The following is a 25,638-nucleotide window of genomic DNA, read 5'->3' on the forward strand; positions in this document are numbered from 1 at the left end:
TATTATTATATGTTAATGTTTCAAAAAAAAGAATATCTGACATTTAAGAAAATTCTATTGATTTTTTTTCAAATGAGATATTTATCTTTTCAAATGAGATATTTATCCAAAATAATATTATATTTGCAGCAGATATTTAGTTCATTTTTCACAAAATGAGTTAAAAATCGTTGAAAATCACACAAGAATATCAGAAATTGATATACAACAATCAGTATTCGTTAACCAAAAATCAATTAAAAACATGATGTACAATGATAGTTAAGTCGCATCTTTGATCCGACTAATGAAGCTATGAACTTAATAGTTTATATGCCATTAATTACCTTAATGGTAAAGTTATTAATCAATTTTTAATCTTTAATACAATGGAAAAAAAATGTAGAAATTCATTAATTAGTTTCTTTCAAAAAAACAGAACGGAATTAGTTTTGAAAAAATTTTGGATTTTAATGATGTTATCCGTGAGCATGTACACATTTGCTCAAAACAAACATGTAATAAAAGGTGTCGTTACAGACACAAAACAAGAACCTTTGATTGGAGCCACAGTCATGGTCAAAGGAAATTCCTCACTGGTAACTGTGACAGATATAAATGGTCAATTTACCCTTTCCGTACCAGATCAAAATCAAACTTTGGTAATTTCTTACATTGGGATGACACAACAACTTGTTCCCATAACCCCTAAGAGTCAGAATCTGAAGATTGAATTATCTGAAGACAAATTACAATTGGATGAAGTTGTTGTTGTAGGTTATGGCACCATGAAAAAGAGCGATGTAACTGGTTCTGTGGCTAAAATTGGTAGTGCAGACTTGAAAAATCTCTCCACATCAGATGCTGCTGTTGCTCTTCAGGGAAAGGCAGCCGGTGTTCAAGTATTATTAAACTCTGGTGCTCCCGGTAAGGGTGCTGACATCCGCGTTCGTGGTATGTCTTCAAACTCTGCTAATAACGGTCCATTGTTGATTGTTGACGGTTTGAAAGTGGATAATATCCAATACCTCGACCCTGAAATGATCGAATCGATGGAAATCTTGAAAGATGCTGCTTCTGCTGCTATCTATGGTGCTCAAGCTGGTAACGGTGTTGTGCTCATCACAACCAAGAGCGGTTCTAAATCAAAAAACGGAACTGTATTCTACAATGCGCAATGGCAGAACAAATCCCTAGCTCGCAAGTTGGATGTTATGAATGCTGACCAATATATTGCTTATGGTAAAGAAGTGGGTTTCATTACAGATGCCGTGTTAAAAAACTCCGGATATGTTCCTGGTACTGATGTTAATTGGGCTAATGAAGTATTTACACCTACATGGACCTCTCGTCACACGCTCGGTTTCCAGGGTGGTAATGATAGTGGCTCTTATTTTGTAGCGATAAATAATGTTAATGAAAACGGTATCTTCAAAGGTGACAAGGATGTTTACAAGAGACTTTCTCTTCAGACAAACGGTGAATACAAAATCAAACCTTGGCTTACTGTTGGTGTCAACAACTCTATTGAAAAATGGAGTACAAAGTCTGTTTCTCAACAAAGTGATAACGGTTCGGCGCTCTTAGCAGCAGTTACTTCCGATCCACTTTTCGGTCCTTTGGTTACAGATCCAGCAACTCAATTGACAGTAGCACAGAAAACTGCTATCGCAAATGGTGTTGCTGTTTTAAAAAATGAAGATGGTTTATATTACAGAGTTTCTCCTATAAGCGGTGAATCACAATCATCTAACCCATTTATTCAAAGAGATAGAACTGATGGTTCCAGCGATGGTATTAATATTCGCGGACTTGCTTATTTGAACTTTAACCCAATCAAAGGATTAGTTTACACTTCACGTTTTGGTTATCGCATTTCACAGGGCAACTCTCACAGTTATTCGGCCCCATTTGTGGCTAATGATTTTGTAAAAAGCTCTGTTTATAATATCCAAGCAAATGCAAACACTTCTTACTACTATCAGTTTGAAAACTTCATCAACTATAACAAGACAATTGCAGACAAACACGAAGTTGGTGCAATGGCTGGTATGTCCTGGGAAGCAAATCACTCAGACAATGTTTCTGTAACATCAGAAGGTGCTGATATTCTTAAGGGATACGATCCAAATTTCCGTTATATCAACTATTTGTTAGCTAATGCCCAAAAAACTGTAGGCAATGCTCCTGGCGATTCTAAAAACATGTCTTATTTTGGTCGTTTAACATATACCTTTGATAAACGCTATAGCATTCAGGGAAACTTCCGTGCCGACGCATTTGATGCTTCGAAACTTCCAAAAGCAGCTCGTTGGGGTTATTTCCCGTCAGTATCAGCAGGCTGGACGCTTAGTAATGAGTCTTTCATAAAAGACAATATTAGCGAAAAAATTCTTTCATCCCTGAAACTTCGTGCAGGTTGGGGACGCAACGGTAACATCAGCGTTCTCAATGGTTATCCTTATGCAACAATTATAAACAAAAACTCCAACTGGTATCAATATGACCAAACTGGTGCTCAAACTTATGGTTCTGTTACAAACGGGCTTCCTAATCCAGATCTTACTTGGGAAACGTCTGAACAGATTGACCTTGGTCTTGAAGGTCGCATGTTCAATGGAAGACTTTCTTTCGAATTGGGCTATTACAAGAAAGAAACTAAGGGTCTTCTCGTAACTGTTACTCCAGTTGTTGAAACTGGTGTTGGCTCAACTGTGAAAAACGCTGGTAACGTAGATAACAAAGGTTTCGAACTGGTATTAGGTTGGAAAGACAAAATTGGTGATTTAACTTACTCGGTTAATGCCAACATGTCAACGCTTAACAACAAACTTACTTATCTTGACCCAAGTATTAAACAAATTAACGGTACTACTCTTCAAGGATCTAGTATTGTCACAGAATGTAAAGTAGGCGAACCTCTCTGGTATTTCAAGGGTTATAAGTTTGACAAATTTGATGCAAATGGCCTTGCAACCTTTAAAGATGTAAACGGTGACGGCAAATGGGATTCAAACGATGTTACAAATATCGGCTCAGGACTTCCAACATTTAATTACGGTATTACTATCAATCTTGGATACAAAGGTTTTGATTTATTGGTTTTTGGAACAGGTGCAGCTGGATTTGACATTATACCTCAAGCGTGGCGTGTAGACCGTAAGTATTGCAACAACTACTCATGGTACTACGAAAACTCATGGACTCCCCAAAATACTAATGCAAAGTTTCCTGCAGTTAAGAATTGGACAAAAGATGCATACAGCTCTGACCTTGCAGTATTTAAGGGTGATTATTTCAAGATCAAACAGATTCAGTTAGGATACACTATTCCTAGCAAAATCACAAAGAAGTTTTTTATCAGCAATCTCAGAGTATTTGGGTCTCTTGATAACTTCTTCACATTCACCAAATACTTCGGTCTTGATCCAGAAACTGCTTCTGCCAATAACTCAAGCTCTCTTGGTATTGATATGGGTACATACCCAACTGCAAAACAAGCTACTTTTGGTGTTAACCTTTCATTTTAAAATTGAATTTATGAAAAAAAATATTTTATTGTTATGTATTAGTGCCTTGGCATTTACAGCATGTAACCAAGACCAACTTGACATCCCACAAAAGGGTGTCATATCAATGGAACAATTCTATAAGACTGATGCTGATGCTCAGTCTGCTATGACTATCGTATATTATGACACTGAAACGAACTTTTCAGGTATTCCCGAAATCAATGGTTATAATTATGGACCGTATTTTGCTCTTACCAACTTTCAAGCAGACGATATTTTCCTTGCTGGTTCTGGAACCGAAGACTGTGTTCCTGAAAGAGAATTCCACGATTTCCGTTATGCTAACGACAATGTTGTTCCATTGGGAGGATATACCGCTTTCTACCGTTCAATTCAAAAATGTAATTTGGTTATCAATAACTTCACTAAAGAGAAACTTGGTCAAGAATTGACTCCTACAATGCAACGTTGTGTAGCTGAGGCTCGTGTTATGAGGGCTTTTGACCACATGATGCTGGGTATATATTTCGGTACTCCTCCTATTGTAGAAGAAGTTCTCTCTGTTTCAGCCCAACCTAAGAACTCAGAATCTCAAGCTGCAGTTATGCAATGGGTGTCGGATCAGATTGACCTAGCTCTTCCTAATCTTGATGAACGTAAAAGCACTGGCGATTATAATGGTGCTGTAAAAATCACTAAAGGTTTTGCGTATGCTGTAAAAGGTAAAGCTCTTCTTTGGAAGAAAGATTATGCAGGAGCAAAGGCTGCGCTCAAAGAAGTTATCAAATCGGGAAAATATGCATTAAATGCATCAATCGGTTCAATTTGTCATGCCGACTCAAAGGGTTCTCCAGAATCGGTGTTTGAATTGAATGCCGTTTTTGTTGCTGGAGTTGTTGAAGATTTATCAGCTCGCACCGGAAGAAATGATATCATGACTTTCAACTGGCGTTTTGAAAATTTTGCAAGCACTCCGAATGACAAGCAAATTAAAGCTGGAGGTTGGGGTTGGACAAATCCTACCGGAGATTTTGCTAGAGCACTTATTGCTAATGATGGTATGAATTCTGCCCGTCGTAAAGCTTACATCAAAACTTACGACGAAATTCTTTATAATCACCAATGGCCATCTGATGGTACTACCTTTACTCCTGGTATGACTCCCACAAAGCAAGCCGATAAAACACGTGGTATTAATAGTGGTAAATCTATGTATGCAAACGAAGGATACTGGAACTGGAAAACGGTTATTCACGCAGATCAGGGTGATTGGCTTAAAGTTGGTTGGGCTGGTCAATGGAACAAAAACTTTAGCATCATGCGTTATGCAGAAGTTCTTTTGATGTATGCAGAAGCTTGTGCTCAGTCCAGCGATGAAGATGCTACTGGTACTGGTCAAACGGGTCTAAAGTGCCTCCAAGATATTCAGAATCGTGCCGGATCAGCTCACGTTTCTACTGCGCTTACGCTTGCTGAAGTTCAGAATGAAAAACAATTTGAAATGTGGCAGGAAGGTTGCCGTTCAGTTGACTTGATCCGTTGGGGCAAGACTGCAACTCTCGAGAAACAAGATTTTTACGTACCTACTTATAAGGATAAGTTGGCTGAAGGTACAAGTACAGTACACGAAGGTTACGTTGATGCGTCAAATGCTGACTATTATACCAAAACATTCTCAGGCAAGGTGGGATTCAAAGCAGGCAAACATGAGTTGCTTCCTTTCCCAAGAACTGTAATTCAGCTCAATAAGGGCCTTAAACAGAATCCAAATTGGAACTAGTATAAGTTAAAGCACAATTCTTTCAAGGGTGTCCGGATAAAATTAGTTCGGACACCCTTTTTTATTTTTTTGGGTTTTAATACCCCGACCCTTGGGTCGATTCCGCTTTCACTTTGTGCGTTCGTTTTTTTGATACCTAGTGGGCTTGCCCCGAGGCAGTTCATTATCTATTTTCCGCAACCACCAATAACTGCATCCCGCCGCTTATAGTCTGTAGAAGCGAAATTTTGCACCAAACAGACTTTATTGCTTTAAATATATTCTCAGCTATTGTATTGACAAGGCCTTAGGAAAATACTACCTCTTCGTGGAATGGCCATATAGGTATAATTGCAGGCTTTTACTTTCTATACCACAGCTTATCTAGCTAAAAATCAATGGTTACGGTAGTAAGTAGTAAATCGAGCCAGTGTGTTACCGATTAGGAAAGCACGAGTGGTTCCCAGACCCTTACAGTGTAACTTCAATCAATCCTAACTTAGTTCAAAATCCAGGATGGAAATAATGAGTTAAGGATAGTTTATTAGAAAGAAAAATAATTTTTTCAACCGTATCAAGATAACCTTGGTACGTTTTTTTTATATATCCTTAGTTCTGCAAATAAAATGCATTTTTGAAATACAAACAAAAAAAAGAGCATCGCCCTGCAGTACGATGCTCTTCGTAGAATAACCTACAAGGTTATTTATTGTCTTTTTCTCGAATTTCTGTTCTGCGGATCTTACCACTGATTGTCTTTGGCAGAGCATCGACAAACTCAATAATACGTGGGTACTTATAGGGCGCAGTTACATTTTTTACATGCTCCTGAATTTCTTTTACCAACGCTTCGCCGGCTTTATCCTTGTATTCATTCGATAAAATAATGGTAGCTTTCACCACTTGTCCACGTATCTCGTCAGGAACACCAGTGATGGCACATTCAACTACTGCCGGGTGTGTCATCAGGGCGCTTTCAACCTCGAATGGTCCTATGCGGTATCCGGAACTTTTGATAACATCGTCAGCACGCCCTACGAACCAGAAATATCCATCTTCGTCGCGCCATGCTACATCACCGGTGTAATACACATTGTGGTGCCATGCTTCGTTGGTAAGCTCAGCGTTGCGGTAATATCCTTTGAAAAGTCCTTCAGGATAGCGCTTGTCAGTACGTATCACAATCTGCCCTTGTTCACCCACTTCGGCCGAACGACCTTCGGGAGTAAGTAAGTCTACATCGTAATGTGGGTTAATTAATCCCATAGAACCCGGTTTTGGTTCTACCCAAGGTGCGGTAAACAGCGATAGTGTGGTTTCGCTTTGTCCGTAACCTTCTTTAAGCTTAATGCCGGTAAGTTTAAGAAATTGTTCGTAAACAGCCGGATTCAACGCTTCACCGGCAATAGTGCAATACTCCAGGGATGATAGATCATAGTGGGTAAGATCTTCGCGAATGAGGAAGCGGAAAATAGTTGGAGGTGCACAAAGCGAAGTGATTTTATATTTCTGAATCATCTCTAACATAGCTGACGGGGTAAATTTCTCATGATCGTATACAAATACACATGCACCCACTATCCACTGTCCGTAAAGCTTACCCCAAACGGCTTTAAGCCAGCCGGTATCGGCAATGGTAAGGTGAAGGCTGTCTTCACGTAAATTATGCCAATATTTGGCAGTGATAATATGTGCCAACGGATATACGCAATCCAGCAAAACCATTTTGGCATTGCCGGTAGTTCCTGATGTAAAACTGATAATAAGCGGATCGTCGTTTTTATTTACGTTTTTGATTGGAGTAAAAGGTTCGGCATTATCAATTCCCTCGTGGAAATCGAGCCAACCTTCAGGAATAATATGCCCAACCGAGATCAACATTTCCACACTGGGCGATTCAGGCATTGCATCGTTGATGTGTGTGATGATAGGTTCTTCGCCAACGGCTATAATAGCTTTAATATCGGCTGCATTGTTGCGGTAAACCAAATCCTTTTTGGTGAGCAGGTGTGTGGCGGGGATAATGATGGCACCAATTTTATGCAAAGCCACAATGGTAAACCAGAATTCGTAACGGCGTTTAAGGATAGCCATTACAATATCACCTTTTTTTATTCCCAGACTTTGAAAATACGAAGCCGTTTGGTCGGTGTATTTTTTCATTTCGCCAAATGTAAATTCGCGGCATTCTCCCTGATCGTTGGTCCAAAGCAATGCGCGTTTATCGGGCTCTTTAGCTGCCCAGGCATCGACTATATCGTAGGCAAAATTGAAATTTTCGGGAACTATTAGTTTGTAATTTGCTTTGAAATCTTCAAAGTCTTTGAATTCGGTTTGTTGAAGAAATTTTTCTAACATAAGCAATTCTTTAGAGCATTTATTTGAGGTTACAAAGGAATATCAAAAGTTTAAAGAGAGCAAGGAACTGGGATAAAACCGATACATTTGGGATAAAATCTCAAATACAGGGATAAAATTTGCCTAGATTTTAAGTACGGATCAAATAATCACAGCCAGAAATCTCACTTTTTTTCCGTTCAGCGCTTTCATCCCATGTGGTTTGGTGGCATCAAAATATACGCTGTCGCCTTCGTACAAGGTAATGTCGTTACCAGCAATCTGCATTTGCATGGTTCCTTCGAGCAATAAATTGAATTCTTGTCCTGAGTGAGAATTTAAATGGATAGGTTTATCGTTGGGCTCTACTGTTACTTCGAATGGTTCTGCTACGGCTTTACGAAATCCATGAGCCAATGACTGGTATTTATAAGCTTTTGAACGCTCAATGGTAGTACCCGTGCCCTTGCGTGTAACAGAGAAAGCCACCGAGTGAGGATCATTACCCGAAATTAAAGCGGTAGTTTCAACGTTGAATGCCTCGGCTATTTCGCAGATAAAGCTCATCGGGATATCGAAGTTTCCGGATTCGTATTTTTCGTAATCACTCTCACTAATACCGCATTTGGCTGCTACTTCAGCAGTAGTCAGCTCCAGGGCGTCGCGTAAGCCATGTAGGCGTTCGGCTATTTGTTTGATTTGTGTGTTCATAATATTTTGATTATTGTTTGTTGAACTTCTATGTTATAAAAAATACAGCTCAAAGCTTGTATCATTTAATTTATACGTACGGCTAAGCCAGCTGCTTATTTCAGGTGTGACGCCTTCAAACCTTTAATTACCGCATTGCTGAATCCGTTGGCTTCCATCTCGTTCAGTCCTTTGATAGTAATACCGCCCGGAGTGGTAACTTTGTCAATCTCTACTTCTGGATGTGAGTTGTTGGCTTCCAGTAGTTCAATTGCTCCCCGTAGCGTTTGTATAACCACCTCTTTGGCCACATGTGGATAAATGCCCATTTCTACTCCACCTTCGGTGGCGGCACGGATGTAACGAAAAGCGTAAGCTATCCCGCAAGATGATAGCGACATAAAAGCATTCAACTGTGATTCAGGCACCAAAAACGCTTTGCCTAATTCGGCAAACAAAGATACAATCAAGTCTTCTTGTTCTTTTCCGGCATTAAACGATGATATGGTGGAAACGCTTTGCATCACATCGATGGCAGTGTTGGGGATAACCCTGAACAGGGTAGCATCGGTACTGAAGAGACCGGTTAATTGAGCAAAATCAACTCCTGCTGCAATAGAGACAATAATTTGCTTTTTGTAATCGAGCAGGTTTTCAATTTCTTCTGAAATAATTTCAACCAGCCAGGGTTTTACGGCCAGCACTATAATATCAGCATTTCGTATGATATCACGATTGGAGGTACTGACAGTTATTTCGGGAGCAAAAGCCTTTATTGCATCAAGATTGGCTTGCGATACATCGCTGACTCTGATATTTTTTGATTGAATTAATTGCCCTTTCGACAATCCGCGGGCTATGGCGCCACCCATATTTCCTGCTCCGACAATGGCAATTTGAATGCTTGTAGTTTCCATATAATATAGTTTTAAAACAATGTCTGATTAAGTTTTACAAAGATAGAATAAGAAATTAATAACCTGATAACCGGCAATTAATAATTCGAAGAGAAAAGAGCCTTATTAACCTTTTTGCAACTATAAGCCAATGAGACATTAGAAACTTACATTCAATCCACATCGTATTCCCCAGTGGAATACTCCGCTTTTATCAGTATCGGTAAGCCGCCAAACAGACTGAACAGAGAGCAGATGGAAAATATTAGTAAACCCGACTCCAACTTCCATATACGGTTTTTTGATAGGTTGCATGAAAACAGGATAATCGAGCACAGCTCTGTGCGAATCGCTCAACGATCCATAAGCCAGTTTAAACGATAACAGTTCTCTAAGATTTAAATGTTTAATTAGAGGTATCTGATTCATCAATAACCCATTAAACGCAAATTCGGTTTGCAGATTCACATATTTATCAGCAGCATATTCCATGTATCTCATCATGTTGTACTGATACATGCTGTATCCTCCGGAGCCGGTTTGCACAGGAATGTTCATTCTGAATATCCCGTATCCTCCGGCTTCACTTCCCATGGGTATTTCAAGCAACGGATAGGGAACTTTTCCGACAATGTATCCTGCTTCCGCCACATAGTATATTTCTCCATAATCGAAATGAATGTACTGCTTAACAGCGGACATTAACTTACCATATCCGCCGGTTTTATCTCCTACGGAGTATTGACCACCTTCGAACGTTAAAGAGAGCACCGGTTTATTGTTCTGAATATAGATCCGCTGTAAATGGTTTTCGTAGGTTCTTTCTCCAAACGAAAAACGGGTATTGAATGTTGCAGATCGTTGCTGAAGCGACGGTATGTCTACGCCATTGGTCTGCATTGGTAATTTTGAATTGGCGTAAAGCTTATTGGCCCGAAGGTACAGTGCCGATTCAATATCAGAGTTCCAATCATTGAAGAAAGACAGATTCAACTCTTTTCGCGGGTTCAGTTTATCGCCAGACCAAAGCATCAGAAGTGTAGTCGATATATCTTCGTCACCTGTTACGAGTGGATTCTCGTGATAAAGAAAGTTATTATAATTGTAATCTATGCGTCGGTAGTCATCGGTATAGCTAAGGTTAATGACACGTTTTTTCTTACCGGGAAGTTTATATCCGGCCATTGCAGAGTATTTAAACGTATTGTTTTTAGTTCCATAGCCCAAATATCCACCAATTGCAACATTAGGCCACAATTTTTCATTTGTTTTCAAAGGCAGGGTTAGACGTGTTCCCTCTATATTGGTTAGTCGGGCCAGTTGTAAGATGTTGCCCAAATCTACCTTTCCCATAGGAATATTTCCGGTCAGAGCCACATTGGCAATTAATTTAGCCGTTCGGAGTAAAGGGGTATTATTTAAGTCGTCCAACTTACTATTGAGCGTTATTTGGTCATAATCACTTTTAGCGAAGTTTTGAGCATGAAATAGCTCTGTATTACTGATGCTGTATTTCGAAGTGCGTTTAATAAACACTTCAGGACGCGGATGCGCATCATCGGCAAGCAACTCATAATTCATATTTAATGCCATATCCTCGGTATCACACGACCAGCGATGGTTCGGTTGGGCAATGTATTTGGCAGATATGCGCAGGTTATGAATGAAATTGATATTGGCTTTGTTGGGTAATTCTGCATCAATTTCCGTTAACGCATAGGTTAGTGAATCAATCCTGAATCTACCATTGAAAGCAAGATTTTTGGGGTTTCTGCTTTTGAAATGAATTTCATATTGTTTGCCGGTAGGAGTATTCAGGCTGTCAACAAGGTAATAATTATAATACGAATTGCCTATGCCGGCCAAAGGGCTTATGATGCTTTTCCCGAAAATAGTTACCGTGTTTTCGTAGAAATTGAGCTCGGTTGACATTTGCCCCACCAGTTTTTCAAGTAGCATCTTGCCGCTTTCGGGCGAAGAGAAAATATTTTGCGAAACTTGTTTTTTTCCCGATACTGTTAGCTCGTACTTACTCTCGGCCATGTACAACGGTATTACCAGCGACGAATCGTTTTTGGAAAGGTTCCCCGTTTTTAGTTGTTCAAAAATACGTTTACTGATGGATCCCTGATTGATTTTGCTCAATAAAACCAGGTTTTGTTCGGTACTCCGGGCACTGTATCCTTCCAGCTGACTTATGTCGTTTATCCTTCGCATTAACCTGACCCGCCTCATTAAATCGTTGGCAGGATTGACACCCGGAATAATTAAAGCTTCCTGAAGCAGGGTGTTTTCCTCCATCATCTCTATTTGTACGCCAACACTTTGTCCGGGTCGCACTTTAATTTCCTGAGTTTTATAACCAACGCAGGAAAAAATAAGTTTGGATTCACGACCCGTGTAGCGAATCAGGAAAAATCCCTCATCGTTGGTTTGCACATACTTGGTTGAGTTCCTGAAGCGGATATTTACATTACTTATCGGATTCTTATCGGAAATATTTAGTACCTGACCTGCAACTACCGTTTCTTGTGCATGGGTAAATGTTGTTACTAATAATCCTATTATCAGCAACAACCAGAACATATTTATTTTCAGAGGCAGTTTGTTATTTTCCAAATTCCTTTATTTTTTCAAATCAAATTTATTCTCTGCTCTTGTTTGAATCGCGGTAAAACGGGTGGCATTCCAATACAGTTTGTCGCAGAAAATGGACATCAATGTGTGTATAAATTTCTGTTGTAGTAATTGATTCATGACCCAACAGCTGTTGAATGGCACGCAGGTTGGCTCCATTTTCCAACAGGTGCGTTGCAAATGAATGTCTGAAAGTATGCGGACTCACATTTTTCCGAATGCCGGCCAGTAAGGCTAATTCCTTCACTATTTTGAAAATCATATCACGCGTCAGTTTCGAGCCTCGCCGGTTCAAAAACAAACAATCTTCGTTTCCCTTTTTTATATCCAATAAGTTTCTGTCTGTTTTCCAAAGCTCAATCTGCTTCATGGCTTGCGGCGACATAGGAACGAGCCGTTGCTTACTTCCTTTACCTTCTACCAGCATATAACCTTCGTCCATATACATCTTTGACAGTTGAAGTCCGATTAATTCCGAAACCCGCAAACCCGATCCGTATAACACCTCAATAATCGCCTTATTGCGTTGTCCTTCGGGTTTCGACAGGTCTATAGCCGATACAATGTCGTCAATCTCATTCAGAGATAATACTTCGGGCAGGCGCAATCCCGTTTTTGGGCTTTCGAGCAGTTCTGTAGGGTCATTATCAATCACATCTTTATAAATCAGGAAATGATAAAATGACTTTATACTCGATAAAATGCGTGCCTGTGAACGGGGATGAATTCCCAGACTACTTATCTCAATGATAAAATCTCGTAGAATTTCAGTTGTAGCCTCTTCCGGCTTAACATGAGCCTCCGACAGGTAGACCGTCAGTTTTTGCAAGTCCCTTTCGTAAGCATCTATCGTGTTTGCTGATAGCGCCTTCTCTAGTTTCAAATATAAATGATATTCGTCCGGGATAGGAAGCATTGCTCTGGTAGTTGTCGGTGGTTAACAATTATTTCAAAACGACTTGCAAAGATATAAAAGAAAGTTGAACAACTAAATTGTTGACTTCATATTGTTTACAAATGATGCAACAAATTCTCGTTCCGGATTTGAATAAATATTCTATCTTTGTTGTCATATAATAAACTCACAAGGTATTTAAAAAAATTGTATGAAAATAAACAAACACATCCTCACCCTTTGTCTTTTAGGGTTAGTATTTTCTGCTTCGGCCTACGATGCTGTAGGACATAGAATTATAGCTGAAATTGCGTATCAAAACCTCACCGCCGAAGCCCGTACGCAGGTAGATAAAGTGCTTGGCAAACGCGGCATTGTTTACGAAGCAACCTGGGCTGACGAGGTACGCAGCGACGATAAATATGCTTATAGTTACCAGTGGCATTATCAGGATTTGGACGATAATATGACCTCGGCAGATATAAAAACTCTGCTTGATCACCCCAAGGCCGAAGGCGAACATCTGTTCTTTGTGTTGGATTCGCTTACTTCACGGCTGAAAAAAGATAAGAATGATGCCGAAGCGCTGAAATTTATCGTGCATCTGGTTGGCGACCTGCATCAACCAATGCATTTAGGGCGAAAAGACGATAAAGGTGGCAATAAAGTGGATTTCAATTGGTTCGGAAAGAAGACAAACGTTCATTCGGTGTGGGATGGTTCGCTCATCGAAAGCCAGAAAATGTCGTATACCGAATACAGCCAATACCTGATGGATAAATTCGGACCCAGAAAAGAGGAATTCAAAAAGCACAATCTTCTACAGTCCATTATCGCATCGTATACTGTTCGGAATAAAATCTATGCCTACAACACTTCGGATACCAGCAACTATCATTACATCTATTATTTTTCGGACAGTGTAGATGAAATGCTCTATCGTGGAGGCATACAGCTGGCCAATATCCTCAATAAACTTTACAAGTAAATCCGTTTATTGTATCTTGAAATTATAAAAAGCGCATGTCCTGTTTTTAAGACATGCGCTTTTTGTATTATTCAATAAAGAATGATGGAATATTTATAGCTATCAACTTTTCTAAAACTATCTTCTTTTGGTAATCACTATCGCTGCATATTCACCAAAAGTACTCATAAACCTACTGTGTTTATCTTCAATCTCACCTAATTTATTTAATATCCATTTGCCTCCAAGACCCTTGTGAATATAAGTATCCATGAAAAACTTATTGGTACTTCTCCAGCAGTGAAATTCAATATCCTTACTGAATGGAAATGATGTTCGAAACCATCGGGGAGTATGAGCAAAAAAATATAGTTTTGGTTTAGAATTTATTATGCGTACATATAATTTACCTGCATAATGCCTTGTCACCCGGTAAATCTGAACAAAGTTCAACGTAAGATTCATCATCCAACTATTATAAAACCAGCAATAGATGATAACTATTTTAGAGTCAATCTTCGCCACTCTGTACATTTCATTTACAGCTGTTGATTGTTCCTTTCTGGGAATATGATACAAAGTGTGCTGACATAATACCACATCACATACATTATCATTCACTGGAATATTCGTTATGTCGCCACAAATATAAATACCTTTCTGACCCACATTCTCTAGGTTTGCCTTTGCTTCCATTAATGCTTTGATGGATATATCTACGCAGATTCGGTATTCATAACCCTCCGAAAGTGCAATATATTCAGGAAAACCAATAGGACCGGAAGCAATATCCAGCAAATATTTGCCTGTCGGAGGATAGTGTCTCGATGCTTTGGTAAACGATTTCCTCATGTATTCGGAAGATACTTCTCTATAATCAACCCAATTAGCACTATCGGCATAAACTTTAAATGAATCTTTTACCTGATAATTTACGTTGTTGTAGTAATCAAGAACCCGTTTTTTATCAAACGAGAGTGAGTGGCGGTTGTCAATCTCATTCCCAATATAAATAGCATAATGTTCGTATAGAATAATGATGTCCTTAAATATAGGATAAAAGAATTGTTTCGAATTATCAATTAAACCATGCTTTAGTTCTCCAAAACTATCAAGTTCTGTAGGGATGGAATATTTCCCAAATTCAGTTTTGCTTATTATCTCCAGTTTGTTTTTTGTGATTGGACAGCACAAGTTTTCTATAAATTCCATGAGCTTAATATTTGTTTGAACCTATACTTTTTACTGCAAATATAAGAATTAGTTAACAAGTCAGCAAATAAGAAACAATAAGCGGATGCCAAAGGACTTTTGACACCCGCTTCTTCTGTACATTGGAAAGAATAACTCTATTTTGAAAGAATTTAAGATCGCCTTATTTCCCTCTCAGGTATTGAATCGGCCACTCACTTTCTCCGTCGGTTCTTAGTGTTGAAACTATTGGGAAATAAGGATTTCTCAATAATTCACGTCCAAGAAATATCATGTCGGCTTTTCCCTCGACCAGTATGGAGTTCATTTGTTCGACGGTGGTTATCAGCCCGACGGCTGCAGTGAGTACACCCGTTTTTTTGATTTCTTCGGAGAAATGAACCTGGTAGCCGGGAGATAATGGAATTTTTGCGTTGGATATATTTCCTCCCGACGAACAATCAATCAGATCTACCCCCTGTCGGTGTAGTATTTCGCTCAGTTTCACCGTTTCTTCGAGGTTCCAGCCACCTTCGGTCCAGTCGGTAGCCGATAAGCGGACAAAAAGAGGAAGTTCCTGAGGCCAGTCAGTCTTTACAGCCGCCACTATTTTCAGCAATAATCTTATGCGGTTTTCGAAACTGCCGCCATATTCGTCGGTGCGTTTATTGCTCAGGGGAGATAAGAACTGATGTACCAGATAGCCATGGGCGGCATGAATTTCCAACACATCGAACCCGGCTTGTTTTGCCCGTCGTGCAGTGGCTGTAAACTGCTGAACAATATGCTCAATTTCGGTTTCATTCAGCTCATGCGGTGGTATTTCGGCTGAATCAAAAGGAATGGCAGAGGGAGCCACAGTTTGCCAACCGCCTTCGGCTATGGATAATTGCTTCCCTCCGTTTGCCGGCGAGTCATGCGACGCTTTTCGGCCGGCATGGGCTATCTGAATGGCGGTGGTTGCGCCATGCTCATGCGCAAATCGGGTAATTCTTTCCAATCCTGCAATTTGGTTGTCATCCCACAGACCCAGGTCGAAAGGTGTTATCCTTCCTTCGGGTGCCACTGCCGTTGCTTCGAGCATCAGTAAACCCACACCACCCACTGCACGAGTTCCATAGTGAACAATGTGCCAATCGTTTACCAAGCCATCGGTTGCGGAGTATTGACACATTGGCGACAGGCCTATTCTGTTTTTTATTGTTACTGATTTGATGCTGAGCGGTTCGTTTATTCTTGACATAGGGTTGCGTGACTGATGGTTTTAGTGAGTGAAACAGAAATAGGAACTGAAATGTTTAATTGGAAATTGAACCTTAAGTAAATGATAATTATGGTTGATATGTTTTTTTGTCACATAGTTCACACTAGTTTTAAATAGGAGATGTAAGACTAAGAACACACATAGCTAGGCTGTCCAATAAGTGCTTTTTTGGACGCAAATTACGCAAATGGCACAAATTTTCGCAAATGTCATTTTTATAGATGTCGCTATATCAGTAATCTGTGTTTTGCGGCGATTTGCGGTTTTTGCGAAATTCACGTTCTTTTTTTTGAGACACCCCTTCAGACTGAGTAAGAGTATCGTCAGATACTTTTACTATGTGACCTGAGCCTTTTCTCTTATGATTTCTATGTGTCCTATTGTGGTAAAAATATATCATTAAACAAACGCCTGATAAGCAAACAACCGGTTAGGATCGTATCCCAACCGGTGTTTTGTTCAGCTTATTTTTTAGCAGCTTCTTTGTTTTCTTTGTAACGCATATCCGGCGTTCCATCTTTTTTCAAATGTTTGGCGGCAGCTTCTTTATTTTCTTTAAAACGTTTGTCAGGTGTTCCATCCTTTTTCAATTTATCGCCCGCTACAACAGCTTTTTTAGTAGCTTCGTCTTTTTTTTCCTCTGCTTTCGCAGCTTCCTTGCTTACCTTAGTCTCAGCAGCCTTAACTTTGGCATCGGCAGCTTCTTTGTTTTCTTTGTAACGCTTGTCAAGTGTGCCGTCTTTTTTCAACTTTTCACCGGCAACTTTTGCTTTGGTGGCAGCTTCGTCTTTTTTAGCTTCAGCTTTCGTTGCTTCTTTTTTGGCTTTTTCTTTGGTTGCTTTTACAGCATCAGATTGAGCATGTACAGCAGTGGCTGCCAAAACCATAACAGCCATCAATAAAACACTAATTTTTTTCATAAATATTTATTGATTTAGAACAACCTGCATGTAGATTGTTTGATTGATAAATGATAAGCGTACATGCCCGCCAATGCTTATTTGAAACAGATACAAATATAGAAAGAATTTAATCAAAATAGAAAATCGGGGAATATTTTCAATTGAATTAAACTCGATTCTGATGATAAAAACGGAAATGAGAATAAATTATTATAGGACAGTTCTTGCTTTACAGGTTCAAATGAACCAGATATAAGCCAACGCGAGTTCAGAGCCTTTTTGGAATAAGACAGAAGAAGGAAGTCGAAATGGGATGAATAAACCTCCACACAATTTTGAATTAGAAATCTCAATTTTGAAAAAAACATATTTTTCATCCATTCATAATTAGGGTTATCAATTAAATTAGTATTTTTGTGGCAAACAGCTTTCTTCTTTAACAGTTAAAATTTCTTTTAGTCATTTTCTAAATTCGGCTGTTTTTCTTATCAGGAATATATACAAACAAATGAAAATAAACATCTTAAACAAATCGAAGCATCCACTACCTGAGTATGCTACACCTTTATCGGCCGGCATGGATTTGCGTGCTAACATTGATGAACCGATCGTATTAAAATCATTGGAACGAAAATTGATACCCACCGGTTTATTTATAGAGCTGCCAGCGGGATACGAAGCACAAATTCGACCAAGAAGTGGTTTAGCTATAAAAAAAGGGATTACGGTTTTGAATTCGCCGGGAACGATAGATGCCGATTACCGTGGGGAGATTTGTATTATTCTGATAAATCTTTCGACTGAAGATTTTGTGATAAACGACGGCGAAAGAATTTGCCAAATGGTGATAGCTGCCCACGAACAAGCTGCATGGGCAGAGGTGTCCGAGCTTGGCGAAACCGATCGGGGTGCAGGCGGATTCGGGCACACAGGTAAACACTAAGCAGGCATTGCCGGGCGGCCAAAACTCAAAGCTGTATAATTGTTTAATTATACATTTTATTAATTTAGTAGCGTATGCACAAAAAATATTATCTGTTTCTTTTCGTTTTATTTACGTTCCTGTCTTGTTCTACCCCTAAGAAGCTGGTAGAAGCAAGCGTGGCGAATAAAATTCAACTGCCGGAATCAGCCCGGCGCCAGTTTGATTATTATTTCTACGAAGGACTTAAGCAAAAAGATAATCAGCAATACGATCAGGCAATAGAAACATTTAGACTGTGTCTGGCTATCGATTCGTTGGATGCCGGTGCACAATCCGAACTTGGATTAATGTACTCGGCAATGGGCTTTGACGGTCCTGCCCTACAATGCTTGGAAAAAGCGGTACGGATAGACCCATCGAACTGGTGGTACAACGCCCAGCTTATTTCAATGTACTCGGATGCGAAAAACTGGAAACGAGCCATTGAGCTTACCAACAACCTGCAAAAATTATATCCTGATAAAGATGACGTGTATTCGATGCTGGCGACTTTTTATAAGCAAACGCGTGAATACGACAAAGCCATTGCCGCTTACGATCATTTGGAGAGTTTGGTGGGGATAAACGAAACCACGACTTTTGAGAAATTTCAGTTGTATATCTTATCCAATAAGCCTCAGAAAGGGGTGGCCGAAATAGACAAACTGGTGAATAAATTTCCTACGGAGTCGCGCTACAAGGTGCTTCGGGGAGACATATTTATGCAGCAGAAAATGCCCGAAAAAGCATACGAAATTTATCAGAACGTGCTCAAAGACGATCCGCAAAACGCGTATGTTTATGTTTCTTTGTCGGAATATTACAAGTCGACCAATCAGCCGGACAAAGCCATTGAATCAATAGTAAATGCTTTAAAAACAGAGCAGCTTGATGTGGATACCAAGGTTGATATTTTGGGGCAATATGTTGAACGACTGGTGCAGGATTCTACAAAATTTGTTGAAACCGAGAGCTTGTTTAAATTGCTGATAGACCGCTATCCGCTGGAGGAGAAAGTACACGGATACTATGCCACCTTTCTTCTCTATCAGAAACGAAATACCGAAGCTATTGCGGAGTTTGAAACTATGCTGAATATCAACCCGAAGAACGAGCAGACGTGGATGAAACTTATTCAGGTAAACACCATGGATAAAAAATTCAGTCAGGTACTGACGGTAACCAAAAGAGCCATGGAGAGTTTACCGAAACTTGCCATTTGGTATTTTTACAAAGGAATAGCCCAATTTCAACTGGAAGATTATAAAGGAGCTTTGGATACATACAAAGCCGGATTGCCTTTAATTACGAAGGATCAGACAGCTTTACAAAGTGACTTTTATGCGCAAATAGCTGATATTTATTACAAACAGCAGATGAAAGATTCGGCTTTCGCGGCTTATGATAAGGCGTTGGCCATTAATCCGGTGAATGTGATGGTGATGAATAATTATGCGTATTATTTGTCGCTGGAAAAAACAGATTTGAAAAAGGCTGAAAGAATGAGTGCTAAAACGATAGAAGTAGAGCCTAAAAACAGCACATACCTGGATACTTACGCCTGGATTTTGTATCAGGAAGCGAATTACTTTCTGGCCAAGTTTCACATAGAACGTGCCATCGATAATCTGCCCAAAGATGAAGATCCGGGTATAATACTGGAACATTACGGTGATATTCTTTGGATGTCCGGTGCCGAAAATGAGGCTAAAGCATTGGAAGTGTGGCAAAAATCATATGACTCAGGCAATAAAACAGAAGAACTGAAACAAAAAATAACGAACAAAGGCTGGAAAAGATAGGCCGAAATTTATCTTTGATACAAGAAAAAGAAATATGAAACAAAAAACAACAATAATGCTGGTACTTTGCGTGCTGATGTTTTCAGCCTGTAAGACAACACGTACTGTATCCAAGTCTTCAACAGTCCCCGGAACTCCTGTAATTACTAACGCAGTAGTTGGTGTAATTGATCAGGTAAATAAAAACCAGCCCCGGTTTCAGACAGCCAATATCAGCAAAATGACATTTGCTTTTGAAATGGGCGAACGCAAGGTAAACGTTAGTGCTTCCTGCAAAATAAAGAAAGATACAGCTATTTATATTTCTGTTCAACCCCTGCTGGGTATCGAGATGTTCAAAGCCGAACTGACCACCGACAGTATGCGCGTTTTCGATAAAATGAATCATCGGTATTATGTGGTGGATTATGGTTATTTTTATAGCCGCTTTGGGGTGAATGTAAATTTCTATAGTTTGCAGTCATTGCTTACCGCACAGCTCTTTTGCATAGGTAAACAAGGAGTCATAGCCGACAGTTGTAAACTGGTGCCTGCGGGTGATGGAAAGAACACAATTGAGTATGAGAATAGCAATATGATGCAAAGCTCCCTGTTATCGCCGCTGTATGTGATACAACAAGTTTTGCTGAAAGCTAAAAACAGCAATTATCAGCTGGAGACCAACTATGCCGATTACACACTGGTGAATGGTATTAGTTTTCCACAGACAATAAAGCTGCTTGCTACCAACGACAGAAACAGGGTAGCCTGCGAGTTTTCAATATTGCGGGTAGAGTTTAATAAAGAAATAAAACTGTCGCCCACCAATCCGGATAGATTTACCCGGGGTGACATAGACCAATTGCTGAAAAAATAAAGAAACAAGTTGAAATTCTAAAAAAAACGTTTGATGCACTTCACATTAAATAATCGATTAAAAGTCATTGTTTTATTTCTAATGACTGCAGTTTTCACTTTGTCGGCTCAGTCGGTCAAGGATCTGGAAAAGCAACGAAAAGCAACGCTTCAAAAGCTGGAGGCAACCAGCAAAATGCTGAATGAAACAAACCAGTCCAAGAAGACGTCGTTGAATAAGTTGAATATTATTTCCAAGAATATCAACGAACGTAAAACGCTGATTAAAAATATAAGCTCTGAAATCAGCATGATGGACGTGCAAATAAAGAAACTGAATGATGAAAAACAAAAGTTGGAAAGCAAGCTGGAAAAACTTAAGTCCGATTATGTAAAGCTCGTTCAGGAAGCGCATATCAACCGTAGTCTGTATGCCAGAATTATGTTTGTCTTGTCGTCCAGCTCTTTTGATCAGTCGTACCGTCGCCTGCGCTATTTACAGCAATACAGCGATTATCGTAAGCAGCAGGTTGGTGAGATAGAACAGGTTAAAACAGAGATTGTACATAAAAACGACAGCATTAATAATCACAAGGTCACTAAAGTTGAGGTTGTAAAACAAAAAGAAGTTGAAACCAAAAACCTGTCGAAAGATGAACAAAAGGAAAAAGTATTGCTGACCGACTTGCAAAAAAAGGAAAAGAAACTGCGTGAAGATCAAAAAGTACAACAGAAAAAAGCAGCTGAACTAAACAATCAGATAGAACGATTGATAGCCGAACAAATCCGGAAAGCTGAAGCTAAACGAGCGGCAGCAGAGAAAAAGAGACTGGCCGAAGCTAAACGACGTGCAGCCGAAGAGCCCCGATACAAAGCCAAAAGTAATACCAAATCGAGTTCGAAAAGTACATCGGAAGAAAGACCTACGGCCTCGACCACGCCTTCTTCATCTGCTTCAGTATCCGCTTTAACCAAGGAAGAATCATTGATTTCGGGAAATTTTGAGCGTAATATAGGAAGGCTGCCCTGGCCTACTTCCAATGGATTTATACGCGGGCACTATGGAATACAGCCTCATCCGGTATTGAAATTTGTGACCACCAACAACAAGGGAATCTACATTCAGACTCCGGCCGGAAGCAATGCCCGGGCTGTGTTTGAAGGAGTGGTTACACAGCGTTTTTCAATTCCCGGAAGCAACAACGGTGTGATTATTCAGCATGGAAATTATCGTACGGTATATGCCAACCTGACTCAGATTTTTGTGCGCGAGGGCGATCATGTATCTTCCAAGCAGGCAATAGGTAAGATTTATACCGATGACGATGAAAATAAAACCGAGCTTTATTTCCAGATTTATAACGGCAGGAATGTTCAGAATCCTGAACACTGGATTGCACGGTAAGAAAAAACCCCCAACCCCCTAAAGGGGGCTTTTAGGGAGCTTTTTTTCGATTTGATGTGAAACGAATAGATGATAATATTTTAATATACAAACTAACTTTTATTCCCCTTCAGGGGTTAGGGGTCATATTATGGAAGAATTTGTAAACGAGTCGCAATTGGTAGATTACGGTGATAGTAACATTATCACCCTCGAAGGTCTTGAACACGTTCGTCGGCGTCCGGGAATGTATATCGGTAAGCTGGGCGATGGTTCTCATGTTGATGATGGAATTTATGTATTGCTCAAAGAAGTGCTCGATAACTGTATAGATGAGTATAGAATGGGTGCCGGCAAAGCCATTGATGTGCGCGTGCAGGATGGACATGTTGAGGTACGCGACTTTGGTCGAGGTATTCCGTTGGGAAAAATGGTGGAAGCGGTTTCTATCATGAACACGGGCGGTAAGTACGATTCCAAAGCATTTAAAAAATCGGTGGGATTAAACGGGGTTGGTACCAAGGCCGTGAATGCACTATCTTCCACTTTTGTGGTTCAGAGTTTCAGGGATGGTCAGAGCCGCAAAGCCGAATTCCAAAAAGGCAAGCTGGTTTCCGATTCCGATATTTTTGCCGATAACACCGAGCGAGGAACGCTTATTTATTTCGTGCCCGATAATACGTTGTTCGAGAATTACCTTTACAAAGAAGATTATATCGAAACCATGCTGCGCAATTATGCGTACCTGAATACAGGGCTAACCATCAATTTCAACGGAAAGAAAATCCTTTCGAAAAACGGATTGACGGATTTGCTCAACGAAAACATCACCGCTCAGCCGCTCTATCCGATTATTCACCTCAAAGGCGAAGACATAGAAATAGCATTTACCCACAGCGACCAATACGGAGAAGAATACTACTCATTTGTAAACGGTCAGCACACCACGCAGGGAGGTACGCATCAAAGCGCATTTCGTGAAGCGGTGGCTCGTACCATCAAAGAGTTTTATTCCAAAAATATGGAAGTGGGCGATATCCGCAACGGTATAATTGCTGCGGTGGCCATCAGCGTGGAAGAGCCGATTTTTGAATCGCAGACCAAAACCAAACTTGGATCGCGCGACATGGCTAAAGATGGAGTTTCGGTAAATAAATTTATTTCCGACTTTCTGAAAAAGGAACTGGACAATTACCTGCACCGTAATAGCGAAACGGCTAATATTCTGCTTCAAAAAATACAGGACTCGGAGAAAGAGCGCAAAGCGATTGCCGGTGTTACCAAGTTGGCACGCGAACGGGCTAAGAAAGTAAACCTGCACAATAAAAAGCTTCGCGATTGCAGAGTGCATTTCAACGACTCACTTACCAAGGATGATGCTAAAAATGCAGCTATCCACAACTCATGCATCTTTATCACCGAGGGCGATTCGGCAAGTGGTTCCATCACCAAAAGTCGTGATGTAAATACACAGGCAGTATTCAGCCTGCGTGGAAAACCGCTTAACAGCTACGGCCTCACCAAAAAAATTGTGTATGAAAACGAAGAGTTTAACCTGCTGCAAGCGGCGCTAAACATAGAGGAAGGTGTTGAAAACCTGCGTTACAACAAAGTTATTGTTGCCACCGATGCCGATGTGGACGGAATGCACATCCGGTTGTTACTTATTACTTTCTTTCTTCAGTTTTTCCCCGATTTAATCAAAAAAGGACATGTGTACATTCTGCAAACCCCGCTTTTCAGAGTGCGTAATAAGAAAGAAACGTTCTATTGTTATTCTGAAGAAGAGCGATTGGCCTCCATGGCTAAAGTGGGTTCAAATCCCGAAATAACCCGATTCAAAGGACTGGGTGAAATTTCGCCGGATGAGTTTAAACACTTTATAGGCAAGGATATGCGACTGGATCAGGTGACGCTCAAAAAAGAAGATGCCGTGCAGGATTTGCTTTCGTTTTACATGGGCAAAAACACTTCGGAACGCCAGAATTTTATTATCGATAATCTGGTGGTAGAAGAAGACGTTTAATTCAATTGACAGTTGATAATTGATAGTTGACAATCAAATTCTGGACTTTTTTATACTCTGCAAACCACAAAATTCTATGCCCATATCTTATTACTCCGAAGACAACAGCAAGGAGACAAATCCTGATGAGTATTTTATGAGGCAAGCCCTTATGGAAGCTCAGCGTGCTGGTGAGCGCGACGAAGTGCCCATTGGTGCAGTGATAGTTTGTCAGGGCAGAATCATTGCCCGCGGTCACAATCTGACAGAAACACTGACCGACGTAACTGCCCATGCCGAAATGCAGGCTATCACCGCTGCAGCTCAGTTTTTAGGAGGAAAATACCTGATAGATTGTAGCCTTTATGTTACGGTAGAGCCCTGTGTAATGTGTGCCGGAGCACTGGGTTGGTCGCAGATAAGCCGTGTGGTGTACGGAGCGTCTGACGAAAAAAGAGGTTTTGTCCGTTTTGCACCCAACGCACTCCATCCCAAAACTGAAATTGTTTCTGGCATTTTAGAAGCAGACTGTAGTAAGCTCGTGAAAAAGTTCTTCAAAAGGAAAAGAAACTAATGTGGAAATATTATAATGTGGTGATATAAATATCAAGATTCTTAATGGTATTTGTGAAATAAGTTACAAGAAATTGTGCTCTTTCCTTTATTTACAAATCAACCAAAAGAGTTATATTTGCTGAGTTTATATAACAATATTTCTATTTATATTGGGAATGAATTATGGATGTAAATGATGCGGATAAAAGAGTTTGTTGTTTTTGTGGTGAAACAGTCTTTTTAAAAGATTCAGTACTGATAACAATTCAACCTGATATAGCTAATACAGAACAGCAACAGTTATTTTGTCATAAACATTGTTTGATTAAAAATGTTCACAAATCAATTTTTATACATCCAGACATTTTGAGTTGATTTCTTGAGCCTAGTATTAAAGAGTACTCTATTGTATATAAGGAACAAAATCTCAAATGAAAATTTATAGGATACTAATGAATAAAATAAAACTGGGCGACATATTCGAAATTGAAACCTCAATAGGAAAAGCTTATTTACACTATATACATCGTGATAAAACTATAGGAGATCTTGTTCGTGTGCTTTCCGGATTATATACGCAAAGACCAGAATCTTTTGATAAAATTATTAATCACGAAAGATACATGATTTTCTTTCCATTAAAGGCTGCATTTAATCAAAAAATAGTTTTAAAAGTAAATAGTTATCCAATTGACAATTATAATATTCCAAAATATATGAGAACGGAATATAATGTTAGAGGTGAATTCTTGGGATGGCATATTATAGACACGGCTACATGGAAAAGACAATTAACGCGTAATCTTTCAAAAGAGCAAGTCGGATTTTCACCTTGGGGTATGTTTAATGATACTCTATTAATCGAGAAGCTTACAACTAATTGGTCTTTGGATGAATGGGCCTGAGGGATTGAAATATGCGAAATAGTAATTTGGTAGCCTTGTTATCGAGGATATATACCAATACTTGTTTGTACAAAGTTGCTGGCTGAAGAGATATTCATCATTGGAAGTGATGACGTAAATGTTTCTGTGAGCTATGCTAAGACAAAGGAAAGAAAACAAA

At 39.7% G+C, this 25,638-nt stretch carries 18 protein-coding genes; 10 read left to right on the forward strand and 8 right to left on the reverse strand.

The features are described 5' to 3' along the window. Window positions 1-452 precede the first annotated feature (452 nt). Together PALPR_RS10070 and PALPR_RS10075 are read left to right on the forward strand one after the other, a co-directional pair. On the forward strand, window positions 453-3,509 hold the full coding sequence (locus PALPR_RS10070; RefSeq protein ID WP_171805036.1) for a SusC/RagA family TonB-linked outer membrane protein: 3,057 nt from the start codon (window positions 453-455) through the stop codon (window positions 3,507-3,509). 10 nt (window positions 3,510-3,519) lie between these two features. Further along, window positions 3,520-5,271: a RagB/SusD family nutrient uptake outer membrane protein gene (locus PALPR_RS10075; protein WP_013445516.1), complete on the forward strand. Its 1,752-nt coding sequence runs from the start codon at window positions 3,520-3,522 to the stop codon at window positions 5,269-5,271. Between the two features lie 681 nt (window positions 5,272-5,952). Here PALPR_RS10075 and PALPR_RS10080 read toward each other — a convergent pair. The 5 genes from PALPR_RS10080 to xerD form a co-directional block, all read right to left on the reverse strand. Further along, window positions 5,953-7,608, reverse strand: a complete 1,656-nt coding sequence (locus PALPR_RS10080) for an AMP-binding protein (RefSeq protein WP_013445517.1) — start codon at window positions 7,606-7,608, stop codon at window positions 5,953-5,955. Window positions 7,609-7,749: 141 nt separating this feature from the next. Further along, window positions 7,750-8,298 (reverse strand): helix-turn-helix domain-containing protein, encoded by a 549-nt coding sequence (locus tag PALPR_RS10085; protein ID WP_013445518.1) that lies wholly within the window; start codon window positions 8,296-8,298, stop codon window positions 7,750-7,752. A 95-nt stretch (window positions 8,299-8,393) separates the two neighbouring features. Further along, window positions 8,394-9,179, reverse strand: a complete 786-nt coding sequence (gene proC, locus PALPR_RS10090; protein ID WP_041620886.1) for a pyrroline-5-carboxylate reductase — start codon at window positions 9,177-9,179, stop codon at window positions 8,394-8,396. Window positions 9,180-9,332: 153 nt separating this feature from the next. Then, window positions 9,333-11,792, reverse strand: coding sequence for a DUF5686 and carboxypeptidase-like regulatory domain-containing protein (locus tag PALPR_RS10095; protein WP_041620372.1), 2,460 nt, complete (start codon window positions 11,790-11,792; stop codon window positions 9,333-9,335). Between the two features lie 25 nt (window positions 11,793-11,817). Then, a complete protein-coding gene (xerD, locus tag PALPR_RS10100; protein ID WP_013445521.1) occupies window positions 11,818-12,726 on the reverse strand; it encodes a site-specific tyrosine recombinase XerD in 909 nt (302 codons plus the stop codon). Between the two features lie 190 nt (window positions 12,727-12,916). Here xerD and PALPR_RS10105 point away from each other — a divergent pair, with 190 nt between their 5' ends. Beyond that, a complete protein-coding gene (locus tag PALPR_RS10105; RefSeq protein ID WP_013445522.1) occupies window positions 12,917-13,693 on the forward strand; it encodes a S1/P1 nuclease in 777 nt (258 codons plus the stop codon). 117 nt (window positions 13,694-13,810) lie between these two features. On the opposite strand, the gene PALPR_RS10110 is transcribed toward PALPR_RS10105, so the two are convergent. From PALPR_RS10110 to PALPR_RS10120, 3 genes are all read right to left on the reverse strand, one after another. Further along, window positions 13,811-14,884, reverse strand: coding sequence for a class I SAM-dependent methyltransferase (locus PALPR_RS10110; RefSeq protein WP_013445523.1), 1,074 nt, complete (start codon window positions 14,882-14,884; stop codon window positions 13,811-13,813). 163 nt (window positions 14,885-15,047) lie between these two features. Beyond that, window positions 15,048-16,106: an NADH:flavin oxidoreductase/NADH oxidase gene (locus PALPR_RS10115; RefSeq protein ID WP_013445524.1), complete on the reverse strand. Its 1,059-nt coding sequence runs from the start codon at window positions 16,104-16,106 to the stop codon at window positions 15,048-15,050. Between the two features lie 485 nt (window positions 16,107-16,591). Then, a complete protein-coding gene (locus PALPR_RS10120; RefSeq protein ID WP_013445525.1) occupies window positions 16,592-17,047 on the reverse strand; it encodes a hypothetical protein in 456 nt (151 codons plus the stop codon). A 490-nt stretch (window positions 17,048-17,537) separates the two neighbouring features. Here PALPR_RS10120 and dut point away from each other — a divergent pair, with 490 nt between their 5' ends. From dut to PALPR_RS10165, 7 genes are all read left to right on the forward strand, one after another. Then, window positions 17,538-17,972, forward strand: a complete 435-nt coding sequence (gene dut, locus PALPR_RS10130) for a dUTP diphosphatase (protein WP_013445527.1) — start codon at window positions 17,538-17,540, stop codon at window positions 17,970-17,972. A gap of 74 nt (window positions 17,973-18,046) precedes the next feature. After that, window positions 18,047-19,795 carry a tetratricopeptide repeat protein gene (locus PALPR_RS10135; protein ID WP_013445528.1) on the forward strand — a complete coding sequence of 583 codons (1,749 nt, stop codon included), beginning with the start codon at window positions 18,047-18,049 and terminating at the stop codon, window positions 19,793-19,795. 34 nt (window positions 19,796-19,829) lie between these two features. Next, a complete protein-coding gene (gene lolB1 / locus PALPR_RS10140) occupies window positions 19,830-20,651 on the forward strand; it encodes a lipoprotein insertase outer membrane protein LolB1 (protein WP_041620374.1) in 822 nt (273 codons plus the stop codon). Between the two features lie 33 nt (window positions 20,652-20,684). Beyond that, the gene (locus tag PALPR_RS10145; protein ID WP_013445530.1) at window positions 20,685-22,034 is read left to right on the forward strand and encodes a murein hydrolase activator EnvC family protein; all 1,350 of its coding nucleotides are present in this window, start codon (window positions 20,685-20,687) and stop codon (window positions 22,032-22,034) included. Between the two features lie 130 nt (window positions 22,035-22,164). Continuing rightward, the gene (locus PALPR_RS10150; RefSeq protein ID WP_013445531.1) at window positions 22,165-24,039 is read left to right on the forward strand and encodes a DNA topoisomerase IV subunit B; all 1,875 of its coding nucleotides are present in this window, start codon (window positions 22,165-22,167) and stop codon (window positions 24,037-24,039) included. A gap of 76 nt (window positions 24,040-24,115) precedes the next feature. Next, entirely contained in the window at window positions 24,116-24,592 is a 477-nt protein-coding gene (locus tag PALPR_RS10155; RefSeq protein WP_013445532.1) for a nucleoside deaminase, read from the forward strand. A 433-nt stretch (window positions 24,593-25,025) separates the two neighbouring features. Further along, complete coding sequence (locus tag PALPR_RS10165; protein ID WP_148226462.1) at window positions 25,026-25,478, forward strand: hypothetical protein; 453 nt, start codon at window positions 25,026-25,028, stop codon at window positions 25,476-25,478. Window positions 25,479-25,638: the final 160 nt, after the last annotated feature.

The organism is Paludibacter propionicigenes WB4 (assembly GCF_000183135.1).
GTDB classification, from domain to species: Bacteria; Bacteroidota; Bacteroidia; order Bacteroidales; family Paludibacteraceae; genus Paludibacter; species Paludibacter propionicigenes.

Excerpts from the sequence above, each read along its gene's own strand:
- dut (WP_013445527.1), top strand. The coding sequence starts at position 17,538 with ATGAAAATAAACATCTTAAACAAATCGAAGCATCCACTACCTGAGTAT.
- PALPR_RS10110 (WP_013445523.1), bottom strand. The coding sequence starts at position 14,884 with ATGGAATTTATAGAAAACTTGTGCTGTCCAATCACAAAAAACAAACTG.
- PALPR_RS10135 (WP_013445528.1), top strand. The coding sequence starts at position 18,047 with ATGCACAAAAAATATTATCTGTTTCTTTTCGTTTTATTTACGTTCCTG.
- PALPR_RS10070 (WP_171805036.1), top strand. The coding sequence starts at position 453 with ATGATGTTATCCGTGAGCATGTACACATTTGCTCAAAACAAACATGTA.
- PALPR_RS10115 (WP_013445524.1), bottom strand. The coding sequence starts at position 16,106 with ATGTCAAGAATAAACGAACCGCTCAGCATCAAATCAGTAACAATAAAA.
- PALPR_RS10075 (WP_013445516.1), top strand. The coding sequence starts at position 3,520 with ATGAAAAAAAATATTTTATTGTTATGTATTAGTGCCTTGGCATTTACA.
- PALPR_RS10105 (WP_013445522.1), top strand. The coding sequence starts at position 12,917 with ATGAAAATAAACAAACACATCCTCACCCTTTGTCTTTTAGGGTTAGTA.
- PALPR_RS10150 (WP_013445531.1), top strand. The coding sequence starts at position 22,165 with ATGGAAGAATTTGTAAACGAGTCGCAATTGGTAGATTACGGTGATAGT.
- lolB1 (WP_041620374.1), top strand. The coding sequence starts at position 19,830 with ATGAAACAAAAAACAACAATAATGCTGGTACTTTGCGTGCTGATGTTT.
- PALPR_RS10165 (WP_148226462.1), top strand. The coding sequence starts at position 25,026 with ATGAATAAAATAAAACTGGGCGACATATTCGAAATTGAAACCTCAATA.
- xerD (WP_013445521.1), bottom strand. The coding sequence starts at position 12,726 with ATGCTTCCTATCCCGGACGAATATCATTTATATTTGAAACTAGAGAAG.
- PALPR_RS10155 (WP_013445532.1), top strand. The coding sequence starts at position 24,116 with ATGCCCATATCTTATTACTCCGAAGACAACAGCAAGGAGACAAATCCT.
- PALPR_RS10085 (WP_013445518.1), bottom strand. The coding sequence starts at position 8,298 with ATGAACACACAAATCAAACAAATAGCCGAACGCCTACATGGCTTACGC.
- PALPR_RS10145 (WP_013445530.1), top strand. The coding sequence starts at position 20,685 with ATGCACTTCACATTAAATAATCGATTAAAAGTCATTGTTTTATTTCTA.
- PALPR_RS10080 (WP_013445517.1), bottom strand. The coding sequence starts at position 7,608 with ATGTTAGAAAAATTTCTTCAACAAACCGAATTCAAAGACTTTGAAGAT.
- PALPR_RS10120 (WP_013445525.1), bottom strand. The coding sequence starts at position 17,047 with ATGAAAAAAATTAGTGTTTTATTGATGGCTGTTATGGTTTTGGCAGCC.